A 13,953-nucleotide genomic window follows, 5' to 3' on the forward strand; every position below is an offset into this window, starting at 1 on the left:
CGTGGCTCACACGATCGGGGAACCTGTGCAACGACCGGTCAGTTAATGCACCACTGAGGAGACGCCATGTCCGAGATGCCGCAAGCCTTTCTCGTCGGAGGAGCCCGCACCCCCGTGGGCCGCTACGGAGGGGCGCTGTCCTCGGTCCGCCCGGATGACCTGGCCGCCCTGTGCATCAGGTCCGTGGTGGAGGACGCCGGGATCGACCCCTCCCTGGTGGACGAGGTCATCCTGGGCAACGCCAACGGCGCCGGCGAGGAGAACCGCAACGTGGCCCGCATGGCGTGGCTGCTCAACGGCTACCCGGACACCGTTCCCGGCATGACGGTCAACCGGCTGTGCGCCTCCGGCATGTCCGCCATCACGATCGCCTCGCAGATGATCAAGTCCGGCGCCGCGGACATCGTGGTGGCCGGTGGCGTGGAGTCCATGTCCCGCGCCCCGTGGGTCATGGAGAAGCCCGCCACCGCATTCGCGAAGCCCGGTGAGGTCTACGACACCTCGATCGGCTGGCGCTTCACGAACCCCGCGTTCCTGGACGGCCCGCTCGCGCGCGACGGCAAGATGACCTACTCCATGCCGGAGACCGCCGAGGAGGTCGCCCGGGTGGACGGCATCTCCCGCGAGGACGCGGACCAGTTCGCCGCAGAATCCCACACCAAGGCCATTGCGGCCATCCGGGCGGGCCACTTCACGGCGGAGATCGTCCCCGTGGAGGTCAAGGGCCGCAAGGGCGCCGTCACCGTGGTGGACACGGACGAGGGGCCCCGTGAGGGCTCCACCCCCGAGGTGCTCGCCAAGCTGCGCCCCGTGGTCAAGGGCGGCTCGGTGGTCACCGCCGGCAACTCGTCCTCCCTCAACGACGGCGCCTCGGCCATCATCGTGGCCAGCGAGCGCGCCGTGACCAAGTACGGCCTCAACGCCCGCGCCCGCGTGGTGGACGGCGCCTCCGCCGGTCTCGCCCCGGAGATCATGGGCCTCGGCCCGGTCCCCGCCTCCGAGAAGGTGCTCGAACGCGCCGGCTGGTCCGTGGGGGACCTCGGCTCCGTGGAGATCAACGAGGCCTTCGCCACCCAGTCCCTCGGCTCCATCCGCCGCCTGGGCCTGGATCCGGAGATCGTGAACCGGGACGGCGGCGCGATCGCCCTGGGCCACCCGCTGGGCTCCTCGGGCTCGCGCATCGTGATCACGCTGCTGGGCCGCATGGAGCGGGAGCAGAGCGCCAAGGGCCTGGCCACCATGTGCATCGGCGTGGGCCAGGGCGCCGCCCTGCTCGTGGAGCGGGTGTGATCCTGCCGTGACGGACGCGAACACCGCCCACGACGACGCCGCCCGCGGCCCCCACGCGGACGGCACCGCCGCGGCGTCGACCCCTGGGAGCGGCACCGATGCGGCGTCGGCCCCCGGGAACGGGAGCGCCACGGACGGATCGTCCTCCGGCAACCCGGCGGACGGCGACTCCCCCGTGGCAGCCGCCGCCCCGCAGGAGCCGGCCACGGACGAGACGCCCGCATGGGCCGCGGAGTTCACCGCGCTGCGAGTGCGCGAACTGCCGGACCGCCTGCACGTGGCCCTGGACCGCCCGGACGTGCGCAACGCGATCGACCAGGTCATGGTGGACGAGCTGCACACGGTATGCGGATACCTGGAGCGCGAACCGAAGATCATGGTGCTGAGCGGCACCCGGGTGAACGGCAAGGGGATCTTCGCGTCCGGGGCGGACATCGCCCAGCTGCGCGAGCGGCGTCGTGCGGACGCCCTGCGCGGGGTGAACTCGCAGCTCTTCGACCGGATCGCCAAGTTGCCCATGCCCGTGATCGCGGCCCTGGACGGCTACGCCCTGGGCGGCGGCGCGGAGCTCGCGTGGGCCGCGGACTTCCGGATCGGCACGCCGCGCCTGAAGGTGGGGCAGCCGGAGGCCGGGCTGGGGATCATCGCCGCGGCAGGAGCATTGTGGCGGCTCAGGGAGCTGGCCGGTGAGGCACTGGCCAAGGACATCCTGCTGGCCGGGCGCATCCTCTCCGCGGACGAGGCCCTGGCGGCGCGGCTGATCACCGAGATCCACGAACCGGACGAGCTGCTCGCGGCGGCGGACGCGCTCGCGGACCGGATCGCCGCGCAGGACCCGCTGGCCGTGCGCGTGAGCAAGCGCGTGTTCGCCATGCCGCGGGAGGCCCACCCCCACGTGGACGAACTCGCACAGGCCATCCTGTTCGAGTCCCAGGCCAAGTTCGACCGCATGCAGGCATTCCTGGACCGCAAGAAAGAGCCCCGAAAATGAGCGACAACACCGCAGCAGCCGTTCCCGCCACCGTGGGTGTGCTGGGCGGCGGGCGCATGGGGGCGGGGATCGCCCACGCGTTCCTGATCGCAGGATCCCGCGTGACCGTGGTGGAGGTGGACGCGCCGGCGGCGGAGGCCGCGAAGGAGCGCGTGGAGTCGGACCTCGCCAAGTCCCTGGAGCGCGGGAAGATCGACGGCAACCTGGACGTGTGGACCGAGAACTTCACGGTCAGCGTGGACCACGCGGACTTCGGGGACTGCGAGCTGGTGGTCGAGGCCGTCCCCGAGCTCTGGGACCTGAAGGTCTCCTCCCTGCAGAACGTGGAGGCCAACCTCCGCGAGGACGCGTGGCTGGCCAGCAACACGTCCTCCCTGTCGATCGACGGGCTCGCCGCCGAGCTGGACCGCCCCGAGCGCTTCTGCGGCATGCACTTCTTCAACCCGGTGCCCGCCTCCAAGCTCGTGGAAATCGTGGTGGGCGAGCGCACCTCGCAGCAGCTGCAGGACCTCACGGCACGGTGGGTCGCCGGGATCGGCAAGACCCCCGTGACGGTCAAGGACGCTCCCGGTTTCGCGTCCTCGCGGCTGGGCGTGGCTCTGGGCCTGGAGGCCATCCGCATGGTCGAGGAGGGTGTGGCCTCCCCCGAGGACATCGACAACGCCATGGCGCTCGGCTACAAGCACCCGGTGGGCCCGCTCGCGCTGACCGACATCGTGGGCCTGGACGTCCGCCTGGGCATCGCCGAGTACCTGGAGAAGGAGCTCGGACCCCGCTTCGCTCCCCCGCAGCTCCTGCGGGACATGGTGGAGCGCGGTGAACTGGGCAAGAAGTCCGGGAAGGGTTTCTACGACTACTCATGACCCCGTGACCGCTGTCTGACCAGGTCAGAGGCATGTTGTGCGCTGCAGCCCGCCACCCGGAGGCCCCGAGTGGCGGGCTTCTTCCGGTCACGATTCGATCACGACTGGTTGCACACGCACATCAGATCCTTCAGGGTGGGGCATGTCCCACCCGAAGGATCCGGGCCCCCACCCGGAGGGGAGAAATGGGCCGGCGCCGGGGTGGGAACCCGGCGCGGGGAGAAGGGGAGAGAACCGGGGTTGGGACCCGGAGGGGGCGACGACGAGCGGTCCACGCAGCGCTGCGTGGGCCGCTCGTTCTCGTGACCGCGCCGCTGGTTCCCCGTGACCGAACGGCCCAGGCGCAGAGTCCCACCGCCGAGCAGACCGGCACAGGGCAGAGCCGCAGCGCCGGGATGCTCGGCCAGGTGACCGGGCAGAGCGCCACTGCCGCACGTACCGGGTTCGCCACCGGGGTGACAGGACCCCGGGGTGGACGGTGCCCACCCCGCCATGGTTCTGCCCGAGGTGGAGGACCCCAGCGCCGGGACGGGTAAGGAGACCGGCCGGGTCCCCGTGAACCGCCCGGTGTTCGGACCGCTGGAGGTGATCCCCCCCGAGAAGTGGTACGGCGGACAGGTGTGGGACGTAGCCACGGAGCATCCCGTGGACAAGTACGGCAACGTGTACCTGACCTACGACGAAGGCGTGACCGCCTTGACCTCCACGGCCAGGGGGCTGGGCTCGCACGGCACCATGCCCGGGGCCGAGAACCCGAAGTACCCCTTCCAGCGTGCGGGGCTACGACTGGATGCCACCGGTGAACCCATGGTCATCCAACGCTGCGTGGACCATGCGGGCAGGCAAACCGGAGGGGAGGCGTTGTGGGCCTGGCAGAACGGACGCCTCATGGCCCTCGAGGAACCCTCTGCGGGCGCACACGGTGCGACCCGCACGCCTGCCAGGAAGCGGCCCCTGCAGGCCACCGAGGCAAGCAGCCCGACCGCATCGCAGACGGAAGCCGCAGCGGCGTCGTCCCCGCCGCGCCGCCCTCGAGCGGAGCGCCCGGCTCCGGCTCCACGCTGCCCACAGTGAAGGACCCGTGCGCCGGCGTGTGCGATGAGACCGCCCGCGTGAAGCTCGAGCACCCCGCATTCGGCCCCATGGGGATCGTGCCCTGCACGCTGACCACCGCGCCGGACACTGCCCCCAGGGCAAGTGCCCCAGTTACGCCGTGTACCAGGACGGCCACTCGGTGGGGTACGTGGCGTCCCCGGAGAACACCACCGTGGTGTCCTTCGGCCCCGAGCCCGCGATCGGGGACCAGATGCGGGGGGCCCAAGGACCCTGTGGACAAGTACGGCAATGTCTACTTCTCGGACAGCATGAGCGCCCCGGTGATCAGCCCCACCGAGAGAAGCTACGACTCCCACGGCGCCCTGCCCGGGTCGGAGATGCCGCAGCTCCCGTTCCAGAGCGCGGGCGTGAGCATCGATCCCTCCGGGGAACCCACCGTGACCCACAAGGTTCTCGACAAGGACTACGTGTTCACCGGGGAGACGGTGAAGCGGTCGTGGAACGGCTCCCAGTTCGTGGTCACGAAGTAGCCCGCGCCCCGGCTGGCGGCGCCCGGCCCGGATCAAAGAGGAGTGGTCCCGCTGCGGCGGGGCCGCTTCCCATATGTGCGAGGGCCGGGGTGGTCGACCGCCGTCCCGCCTGCGCCGAAAGAGGCGGTCACGATCCGGTCACAGCCGGTTGCAATAGCAAATTACCTGACGGAGGATGGATGCATTGGCGATCACAGAGATCTCCGCGACCGAGAGGTGATTCAGATGCACTCCACGAGGACCAAGACCCTGACCGCCGCCGTCCTGGCCGCGCCGCTGCTCATGGGCTGCGCACAGGCAGGCGGACCCTCGCAGGCCGCCGAGGCGGCGCCGTCCCCCGCCGCGAGCACGGCCGCCACCGCGACCGCCGCCCCGAGCACCCAGACCCCGGAAACCCGGAGCGCGGATGCCCAGAGCACGGTGGCCACGACACCGGCGCAGTCGGTGCAGCAGTCCTCGAGCACCGCCCCCGCCCGCTCCGCGCTTCCCGCCGTCGAGGACCCGTGTGCTGGTGTGTGCACCGCGACGGGACGGTTCCAGATGAACCACCCCGCGTACGGACCCATGGAGGTCGTGTCCTACGAGCGCGTGATGCACGCAGACACCGCACCTCAGGGCAAGCAGCCCAGCTTCGCGGTCTACCAGGGCAATACCCCCGTGAACTACGAGGTCAACCGGGATGCCACCACCTTGGTCTCGTTCGGACCGGCCCCCGTGATCGGGGACCAGGTGTGGGACGTGGCAGGGAACACCCCCGTGGACACGCACGGCAACCTCTACCTCAGCTCCAGCAAGGGCGTCACGGTGATCTCCCCCACCGACGAGGGCTACTCGTCCAACGGCACCATCCCCGAGGCGAACGTCATCACACCGTACCCGACCAACCCGGCGGGGCTGACGATCGACGCCTCCGGCGAGCCCACCATCCTCGTCAAGGACGTGGCTCCGGGTGGGGCCCCGAACGGGAAGACCCTGAAGTACGTCTGGAACGGTTCCACGTTCGTGCTGAAGAAGTAGAAAGGGTTTGCTTCCTGCGTGCAGGACGGGCGCGCCCCCTCGGGGGCGCGCCCGTCTCTCGTGCTCGGCAATGGATCTGCGCACGCCGGGCGAGCGCTTCCGGCTCCGACCCGGGGCGCCTGCTGCACGCCGCCAACGCCGCGGCGGGCCGTGCACGGACGGGACGCCTTTCCTGGGGCCGCGCCTGCCCGCCGATGCCTCCGCGCCAGGAAACCACCCCTGCGACGGGGCCCTGCCTCAGCGCTCCACGAGGATCCCGTCCTCGTCCGCCCACAGGGTCTTACCGGGGCGGAAGGTCACGCCACCGAAGTTGAGGATCACATCCGTCTCCCCGAAGTCGTTGGGCGAGGACTTGCGGGGGTTGGTGCCCAGGGCCTTGACCCCGATCTCCAGGGTGGCGAGCTCCACCCGGTCCCGCACCGGGGCGTTGATCACCAACCCCGCCCAGCCGTTCTCCATGGCGGTGCGGGCCACGTTGTCGCCCAGCAGCGCGCAGTTCATGGAACCCTGCCCGTCCACCACGAGCACCGCGCCGTCACCCGGGGTGGCCACGAGCTCCTTGACGTCCACGTTGGACTCGAAGCACCGCACCGTGCGGATGGGCCCGGTGAAGCGGTGCACGCCGCCCACCGAGATGAACTGGGTGGTCACGGACTGCAGCTCGTCACCGCGCTCGTCGTAGAGGTCGCACGTGGAAATGCTCATGGGAGGGGCCTTTCGTCATGGACGGGGCCGCGCGGCGTCGTCGCCCCCGGGAGATGCTCCCCGGGTGCGGAAAGCCTCGACGGCGCTCCGGAACGGGGAGCCGCAGGCGCGAGAACGGTCGGCCACGCGGCAGCAGGAACGTGACGGACGTTACGCGAGGTCCGCATCCAGTTCAACGGTGGGTGCGTGGCGCTGCAGGAACCGGTAGACCTCGGTCTCGTCCACGCCGGGGAACGCCCCGACGGGCATGGCGGCGAGCATGTGGGTGGCCGGTCGGGCGGAGGGCCAGGACTGCCCGTCCCACTGGTCGGCGAGCGCCGGCGAGGGCTGCTGGCAGCACGCGGGGTCCGGGCACGTGGAGGTGCGGCGGTAGTCGGTGGCGCGGCCGCGGAACCACTTGACGTGCTCGTAGGGCACCCCGAAGGAGATGGAGAACTGCCCGTGCTCGGAGCCCTCCACACGCGCGGAGCACCAGAACGTCCCGTTGGGGGTGTCCGTGTACTGGAAGTGGGACAGCAGCCGGTTGGTCCCGGAGAACGCCTGGCGCGCGGAGAAGAACCGGCAGGCCCGCTGGCCCTCCACCGCGCCACTGTGGTCCGTGGGGAACTGCAGGCCGTCGTTCTGCCACGCCTTGTGGATGATCCCGGAGGAGTGCACCTTCTCGAAGTGCGTGGGGATGTCGAAGTGGTGGGTCATCAGGTTCGTCATCCGGTGCGCCGCGGTCTCGTGGGACACCGCGAACGCGTCACGCAGGTCGTCCACGGACAGCTCCCGCTGGGACTTGGCACGCGCCAGCAGGTCCACCGCGGAGGCCTCCGGGATCATCATCGCCGCCGCGAAGTAGTTGGTCTCCACCCGCTGCTCCAGGAACTCCCCGTAGTTGGCGGGGCGCTGGTGCCCCAGCAGGTGGTGCCCCACCGCCTGCAACAGCACGGACCACGGGGAGCCTGCCCCGGCGCTGGCCGGGAGGTAGAAGCGCCGGTTGCGCAGGTCCGTCACGGAGCGCGTGGAGTGGGGCAGGTCCGGGACCTGGTGGATCTCGAACCCCACGTGCTCCACCAGCCGCGAGATGTGGTGCTCGGACAGCGGCCCGCCCGTGTGCTTGATCGCGGACAGCAGCTCCGCGGCCATGGTCTCGATGCGCTCGAAGTAGTTGTTCACGCCCTGCATTCGGGCGCGCAGCTGGGTGTTCGCCCGGCGGGCCTCCTCCGGGGTGGCCGCCTGCTCCTCGAGCCGCTGCCCGAGCTGCTGCTGCAGCGCGGCGAGCGCCTCGAGCGCCTCGGTGCTCACCCCGGGGCCGATCCGCACGGTGGGCAGCCCGAGGGCCGCGTACATGGGTCCGCGCTGCGCCCGCTCCACCTGGATCTCCAGCTCCATGCGCCGGGACGGGGCCTTGGAGCCGAGCAGCTGCTCCACGCCCATGTCCAGCGCACCGGCGATCGCGGACAGGGTGCTGAGCTTCGGCTCGCGCTTGCCGTTCTCGATCAGCGACAGGGCGGACGGCGCCATGCCCACGGTGCGCGCGAGCTCCTCCAGCGTGATCCGCAGCCGTTTGCGGCGGTACCGGATGCGCCGCCCCAGCACGATGGGATCCGTGGGGTCCCCCGCCTCGTCCTCGGGCACGGCGGACCCCGCGCGCCCCTCGGACGCGGACCGGTCACCGCGACCACCGGACGACGACGCAGCGCCGCCGGGTGCCCAGCGGCCCGCGCCGGGGGCCGCGCCGCCGCCGGCTCGTCCGGTCCCTGCCTGCGCACCCGCATGCCCCGCTCCGGAGGACGGCACCCCGCGACCGGCGGGTGCGGCACGGCCCGCGGCACCGACTCCGGGCCCCCCGGCACCCGGGGTGCGCTCGGCAGTGGAGGCGGCGGGAGCGGCGTCGACGGTGCGACGGCGCCTGCGGGGTCCTGTGGTGGGGGTCATACCCCGAGTTTACGGCGATTTTTCGTCAACGTGAAGAAACGCGGTTCTTCACACCAAAAACCTCTATGCGGTAGTGCAGATCGCGGCAAAAGTGGAAGACATCAAGTTACCCGTGCGGAGCTTCCGCAGGCCGCCGGGACGGACGATCGAAGGAGACCGAGATGAGCACCGAGAACAGCAACCTCCGCAGCGCCGACGAGCTGGCCCGCGACTGGGAGGAGAACCCCCGCTGGGCGGGTGTGACCCGTGACTACGCGCCCGAGGAGGTCCTGCGTCTGCAGGGTTCCTTTCGAGAAGAGCACACCAACGCCCGCCGCGGCGCGGAACGACTCTGGTACCTGCTCAACTCGGAGGATTACATCAATGCTCTGGGCGCTCTGACCGGCAACCAGGCGGTCCAGCAGGTCAAGGCCGGGCTCAAAGCCATCTACCTCTCCGGCTGGCAGGTGGCCGGTGACGCCAACCTGGCGGGCCAGACCTACCCGGACCAGTCCCTCTACCCCGCGAACTCCGTCCCGCAGGTGGTGCGCCGGATCAACAACGCGCTCAAGCGCGCGGACCAGATCGAGCACGCCGAGGACGTCCACACCGTGGAGAACTGGATGGCGCCGATCGTCGCAGACGCGGAGGCCGGCTTCGGCGGACCGCTCAACGCGTTCGAGCTCATGAAGTCCATGATCGACGCGGGCGCGGCCGGTGTGCACTGGGAGGACCAGCTGGCCTCCGAGAAGAAGTGCGGCCACCTGGGCGGCAAGGTGCTGATCCCCACCCAGCAGCACGTGCGCACCCTGAACGCGGCGCGCCTCGCGGCGGACGTGGAGGACGTCCCCAGCATCATCATCGCCCGCACGGACGCCGAGGCCGCCACGCTGATCACCTCGGACGTGGACGAGCAGGACGCCGAGTTCATCACCGGTGAGCGCACCGCCGAGGGCTTCTACAAGGTCCGCAACGGTGTGGAGCCGTGCATCGCCCGCGCCAAGGCCTACGCCCCGTACTCGGACCTGATCTGGATGGAGACCGGCACGCCGGACCTCGACCTCGCCAAGAAGTTCGCGGAGGCCGTCCACGAGGAGTTCCCGGACCAGATGCTGGCGTACAACTGCTCGCCGTCCTTCAACTGGAAGAAGCACCTGGACGACGACACCATCGCCAAGTTCCAGCGCGAGCTCGCCGCCATGGGCTACCGCTTCCAGTTCATCACCCTGGCGGGCTTCCACGCCCTGAACTACTCCATGTTCGATCTGGCCCACGGCTACGCCCGCAACCAGATGTCCGCGTACGTGGAGCTGCAGGAGCGCGAGTTCGCCGCCGAGGAGCGCGGCTACACCGCTACCAAGCACCAGCGCGAGGTGGGCACCGGCTACTTCGACCTGGTGTCCCAGGTGGTCAACCCCAACTCCTCGACCATCGCTCTCGAGGGCTCCACCGAGAGCGCCCAGTTCTGATCCGTCCAGCGGTCACGAACTGCTCCTGAACCCGCGGGGGTCGCGGCACGGTCACTGGGGCCGGTGACTCCGGGACCGCGACCCCCGCGTTCACCTCGTCCGCACCGGAGGGGCTCCTCAGCCCTCCTGCGGACGACGAGCCGCCCCGGCACCGCATGTCAGCGGCGCCGGGGCGGCTCTGTGCCCGGGCGGCGTCGTCAGTGGCGGCAGCGGCGGCGGAACATCTGAGGCGGGACATGCCCACCACAGCAGGCAGATCCGCGTCAGATCGTGCCTCTAATGTTCTGGCTCCCCTGCTCAGGCCGCGTCCGGGGCATCCTTCAGGAAGTTCGTGATCCGCACCGTGCACAGCCGGCGGCCGGTGTCGATGTGCGTGATGACCACCTCGTGGCTCGTCATGGTGCGGCCCAGGCGGATGGCCGTGGCCACCCCGCGCACCCGGCCGCTCGTGGCGGAGGCGTGGTGCGTGGCGTTGATGTCCACACCCACGGCCACCTTGCCCATGGTGGAGCCGTGGATCACCGCGGCCCACGAGCCCAGCATCTCCCCGAGCGCCACGGACGCCCCGCCGTGCAGCAGCCCCAGGGACTGCCGGTTGCCCTCCACGGGCATGGTGGCCACGATCCGCTCCGCGGACTGCTCCTCCACCTCCACGCCCATCTTCCGGTCCAGCTCGCCCAGCTCGATGTTCCAGGGGTCGAACGCCCTGCCCTTCTGCTGGTCCGACGACGCCGCGCGCCGCCCGTTCTCCACGCGTGCGTCCGCGGGGGTCGGGTCCTCGTGCATGTCTGCTCCTCGTCTCATGGGGGGCACGACGCCGCTCGGGCGCGTTCCGCGCGGAAGGCCGCCGGGCGGCGTCGTGGGCCGGATGCCCGGGGTGACGGCCATGGTGCCCCTGTGTGACCTAGGTTATCCTGGGATCAATACTGACCGATCGTTCGGCTAACGGCCGCGACAGTCCGGAGGACCCCGCGTGAGCACCCAGAACCAGGCAGCCGACACCCGGCAGCCGCAGATCCTGCCCAGCTTCGTGAAGGGTGCGTGGTGGCGCCCGGAGGACCCGCAGAAGATCGCGGACGTGCGCGACGCCGCCACCGGCGAGCTCGTGGCCCGCGTGTGCACGGACGGGATCGACACCGCCGGGGCCGTGGAGCACGCGCGCACCGTGGGACAGGCGTCCCTGGGGACCCTGCGGATCCACGACCGCGCGCTGATCCTCAAGCAGCTGGCCCAGTACCTCGGGGAGCACAAGGCGGAGCTGTACGAGATCTCCTACGCCACCGGGGCCACCGCCAAGGACCACCTGATCGACATCGACGGCGGCATCGGCACCCTGTTCACGTTCTCCTCCAAGGGCCGGCGCGAGCTGCCGAACTCGAACGTGGTCGTGGACGGCGCCGTGGAGCAGCTCTCCCGTGACGGCTCGTTCCTGGGTGAGCACGTGTACACCCGGCTGCCCGGTGTGGCCGTGCAGATCAACGCGTTCAACTTCCCCGTGTGGGGCATGCTCGAGAAGTTCGCGCCCGCGTTCATCGCGGGGGTGCCCACCATCGTGAAGCCCGCGACCCCCACCGGGTACGTGACCGAGGCGTGCGTGCGGCTCATGCTGGACTCCGGGCTGCTGCCCGAGGGCTCCCTGCAGCTGGTCTCCGGCTCCGCGCGGGACCTGCTGGACCACCTGGACGCCCGCGACCACGTGGCCTTCACCGGTTCCGCGGCCACCGCCCGGTCCCTGCGTGCGCACTCCCACGTGCAGGAGAAGGGCGTGCGCTTCACGGCGGAGACGGATTCGCTCAACGCCGCCATTATGGCCCCGGACGTCACCGAGGACTCCCCCGAGTTCGAGGCGTTCGTGAAGTCCGTGGTCCTGGAGATCACCGCGAAGGCGGGCCAGAAGTGCACCGCGATCCGCCGGGTGATCGTCCCGCAGGAGATCAAGCCCGCCGTGATCACCGCCCTCAAGGAGCGCGCCGCCCAGCGCGCCGTGGTCGGGGATCCCCGGGACGCCGCCACCACGGTGGGCCCGCTGTCCTCCGAGGACCAGTACTTCGAGGTGCTGCGCTCCGTGCGCACCCTGATCGACTCCGGCGCCACCGTGGAGCTGGGTGGTCCCGAGGAGCTCTCCTCGGTCCCCCAGGACGGCGCGTTCTTCCCCGTCACCGTGCTCTCGTTCGACGATGCCCGCACCCCCGCCGTGCACGAGGTCGAGGCGTTCGGCCCGGTCACCTCCGTGCTCGGCTACTCGGGTGACGTGGCGGACGCCGTGGAGATCGCCGCCCTGGGTGGCGGTTCCCTGGTGGCCACGGTGTGCACCCACTCCCCTGAGCTCGCGGCGCGGTTCGCCTCCGGGATCGGCGCGTACCACGGGCGCGTGCTGTTCCTGGACCGCGACGACGCCAGGACCTCCACCGGCCACGGCTCCCCCGTGCCGCACCTGGTGCACGGCGGGCCCGGCCGCGCCGGCGGCGGCGAGGAGCTGGGTGGTGTGCGCGCCGTGAAGCACTACATGCAGCGCACCGCCGTCCAGGGCTCCCCGGACCTGCTGACCGGGATCACCGGGCAGTGGCACTGGGGTGCCGCCGCCAACACCGTGACCCGCGAGGACGTGGCGAACGGCACGGGCGAGCACCCGTTCCGGAAGTCCCTGCAGACCCTGCGGATCGGTGACCAGTTCGTCTCGGACCTGCGCACCGTCACACTGGAGGACATCCAGGAGTTCGCGGAGAGGACCGGGGACACCTTCTACGCGCACACGGACGAGGAGGCCGCCATGGCCAACCCGTTCTTCCCGCGCCGCGTGGCCCACGGCTACCTGCTGGTCTCCTGGGCCGCGGGTCTGTTCGTGGAGCCCGCCCCGGGTCCCGTGCTCGCCAACTACGGGCTGGAGAACCTGCGCTTCATCACCCCGGTGACCTACGACGACGCCATTCGCGTGACCCTGACCGCCAAGAAGATCACCCCGCGCGTCACGGACGAGTACGGCGAGGTGGCGTGGGACGCCCGTCTCACGAACCAGAAGGACGAGATCGTGGCCACCTACGACGTCCTGACCCTGGTGGCCAAGCAGTGGCCCACCCCGGACAGCGGAGCAGGCCAGGACGTGGCATGACGATCCACGTGACGGACACCCGCTGGGTGCTGCCGGACGGGTCCCGGTGCCGCCCCAGCCGGGCGCGTCTAGAGGATGTCCCCGCGCTCGTTCGCCTCCTGGCGGATGATCCGCTGGGGAGCACGCGGGAGGGCGAAGACATGGCCGCCTACGAGCGTGCCTTCCAGGAGATCGACGACGATCCACACCAGTTCCTGACCGCCGTCCGGAACGACGCAGGCGGCGTGGTGGGCACCATGCAGCTCACGGTAATCCCCGGGCTGTCCCGCGGGGGCGCACGCCGCCTGCAGGTCGAGTCCGTCCGGGTGTCCTCCAGCCTTCGCAGTCAAGGACTGGGGGAACGGATGTTCACCTGGGCGGAGACCGTTGCGCTCGCCTCGGGGTGCTCGCTGCTGCAGCTGACCACCGACACCTCGCGGCCTAACGCCCATCGTTTCTACGAGCGTCTGGGCTACCGCCCGTCCCATATCGGTTTCAAGAAGCAGCTGCAGAGCCCGGGGCCGCTCAGCGCATGATCGCGAGCGTGGTGCAGCCCAGGTCCGGGGTGGGGCGGAAGCCCAGGGAGCGGTAGAGCTTCACCACGTGGCGGTTCCAGGCGGCATCGTCCGTGGTGATGTACGTCTGACGGATGTGCTCGGTCTCGGCCATGACCTGTTCCAGCAGGGCGCGCCCCACTCCGCCACGCTGGTGCTCCGGGTCCACCAGGAGGTCCTGGATGTACGCAACCGTGGCACCGTCCCCCACCACCCGCACCAGCCCCACGAGCTCGCCCGCCTCCCATGCGGAGAGCACCAGCCACGAGTTCTCGGTCATCGGCCCGAAGTCCTCGGGACGCCGTGTGTAGGAGCTCCACCCCACGGCGTCGTACAGGCGGATCAGCGCGACGCAATCGATGGATCCGGAACGGGAGATTTCCATGCCGTCACCCTAGCCGCGTGGGCTTGCGGGCGGTACGGACATCGAGGCGCCCGCCGCGCGGAGACGCCCGCAAACATCCCGCCGCACGCTCCCTCGCCCCGGG

General features: G+C 70.6%; 13 protein-coding genes. 9 read left to right on the plus strand and 4 right to left on the minus strand.

Annotation, left to right across the window (positions count from 1 at the left end; genetic code table 11):
- Positions 1-66: 66 nt before the first annotated feature.
- The 6 genes from C1C97_RS06745 to C1C97_RS12330 all read left to right on the plus strand — a co-directional run bounded on the left by C1C97_RS06745 (position 67) and on the right by C1C97_RS12330 (position 5,747).
- Positions 67-1,290 (plus strand): thiolase family protein, encoded by a 1,224-nt coding sequence (locus tag C1C97_RS06745; RefSeq protein ID WP_110920338.1) that lies wholly within the window; start codon positions 67-69, stop codon positions 1,288-1,290.
- 175 nt (positions 1,291-1,465) lie between these two features.
- Positions 1,466-2,281: an enoyl-CoA hydratase/isomerase family protein gene (locus C1C97_RS06750; RefSeq protein WP_121031411.1), complete on the plus strand. Its 816-nt coding sequence runs from the start codon at positions 1,466-1,468 to the stop codon at positions 2,279-2,281.
- On the plus strand, positions 2,278-3,144 hold the full coding sequence (locus C1C97_RS06755; RefSeq protein ID WP_110920337.1) for a 3-hydroxyacyl-CoA dehydrogenase family protein: 867 nt from the start codon (positions 2,278-2,280) through the stop codon (positions 3,142-3,144). Before C1C97_RS06750 ends, C1C97_RS06755 begins: the two co-directional genes overlap by 4 nt.
- A 492-nt stretch (positions 3,145-3,636) precedes the next feature.
- Positions 3,637-4,218, plus strand: a complete 582-nt coding sequence (locus tag C1C97_RS12405; RefSeq protein WP_199712208.1) for a hypothetical protein — start codon at positions 3,637-3,639, stop codon at positions 4,216-4,218.
- A gap of 254 nt (positions 4,219-4,472) precedes the next feature.
- On the plus strand, positions 4,473-4,730 hold the full coding sequence (locus C1C97_RS12410) for a hypothetical protein (protein WP_199712209.1): 258 nt from the start codon (positions 4,473-4,475) through the stop codon (positions 4,728-4,730).
- 225 nt (positions 4,731-4,955) lie between these two features.
- Positions 4,956-5,747 (plus strand): hypothetical protein, encoded by a 792-nt coding sequence (locus C1C97_RS12330; protein WP_158591136.1) that lies wholly within the window; start codon positions 4,956-4,958, stop codon positions 5,745-5,747.
- Between the two features lie 237 nt (positions 5,748-5,984).
- Here the strand turns inward: C1C97_RS12330 and rraA are convergent, their stop codons facing one another.
- Complete coding sequence (gene rraA / locus C1C97_RS06775) at positions 5,985-6,452, minus strand: ribonuclease E activity regulator RraA (protein WP_121030807.1); 468 nt, start codon at positions 6,450-6,452, stop codon at positions 5,985-5,987.
- A gap of 150 nt (positions 6,453-6,602) precedes the next feature.
- A complete protein-coding gene (locus tag C1C97_RS06780; protein ID WP_121030809.1) occupies positions 6,603-8,075 on the minus strand; it encodes an XRE family transcriptional regulator in 1,473 nt (490 codons plus the stop codon).
- A gap of 461 nt (positions 8,076-8,536) precedes the next feature.
- Between C1C97_RS06780 and aceA the strand changes: the two genes are divergently transcribed.
- The gene (gene aceA / locus C1C97_RS06785; protein ID WP_110919781.1) at positions 8,537-9,823 is read left to right on the plus strand and encodes an isocitrate lyase; all 1,287 of its coding nucleotides are present in this window, start codon (positions 8,537-8,539) and stop codon (positions 9,821-9,823) included.
- 297 nt (positions 9,824-10,120) lie between these two features.
- Here the strand turns inward: aceA and C1C97_RS06790 are convergent, their stop codons facing one another.
- On the minus strand, positions 10,121-10,609 hold the full coding sequence (locus C1C97_RS06790; RefSeq protein WP_199712210.1) for a hotdog fold thioesterase: 489 nt from the start codon (positions 10,607-10,609) through the stop codon (positions 10,121-10,123).
- A 187-nt stretch (positions 10,610-10,796) separates the two neighbouring features.
- Between C1C97_RS06790 and paaZ the strand changes: the two genes are divergently transcribed.
- Both paaZ and C1C97_RS06800 read left to right on the plus strand, forming a co-directional pair.
- A complete protein-coding gene (paaZ, locus tag C1C97_RS06795) occupies positions 10,797-12,932 on the plus strand; it encodes a phenylacetic acid degradation bifunctional protein PaaZ (RefSeq protein WP_121030811.1) in 2,136 nt (711 codons plus the stop codon).
- Positions 12,929-13,447 carry a GNAT family N-acetyltransferase gene (locus C1C97_RS06800; protein WP_121030813.1) on the plus strand — a complete coding sequence of 173 codons (519 nt, stop codon included), beginning with the start codon at positions 12,929-12,931 and terminating at the stop codon, positions 13,445-13,447. Before paaZ ends, C1C97_RS06800 begins: the two co-directional genes overlap by 4 nt.
- On the opposite strand, the gene C1C97_RS06805 is transcribed toward C1C97_RS06800, so the two are convergent.
- The gene (locus tag C1C97_RS06805; RefSeq protein WP_110919778.1) at positions 13,437-13,850 is read right to left on the minus strand and encodes a GNAT family N-acetyltransferase; all 414 of its coding nucleotides are present in this window, start codon (positions 13,848-13,850) and stop codon (positions 13,437-13,439) included. The genes C1C97_RS06800 and C1C97_RS06805 overlap by 11 nt on opposite strands.
- Positions 13,851-13,953 lie beyond the last annotated feature (103 nt).

It is taken from the genome of Kocuria tytonis, assembly GCF_003226895.2.
Taxonomy (GTDB): Bacteria; Actinomycetota; Actinomycetes; order Actinomycetales; family Micrococcaceae; genus Kocuria; species Kocuria tytonis.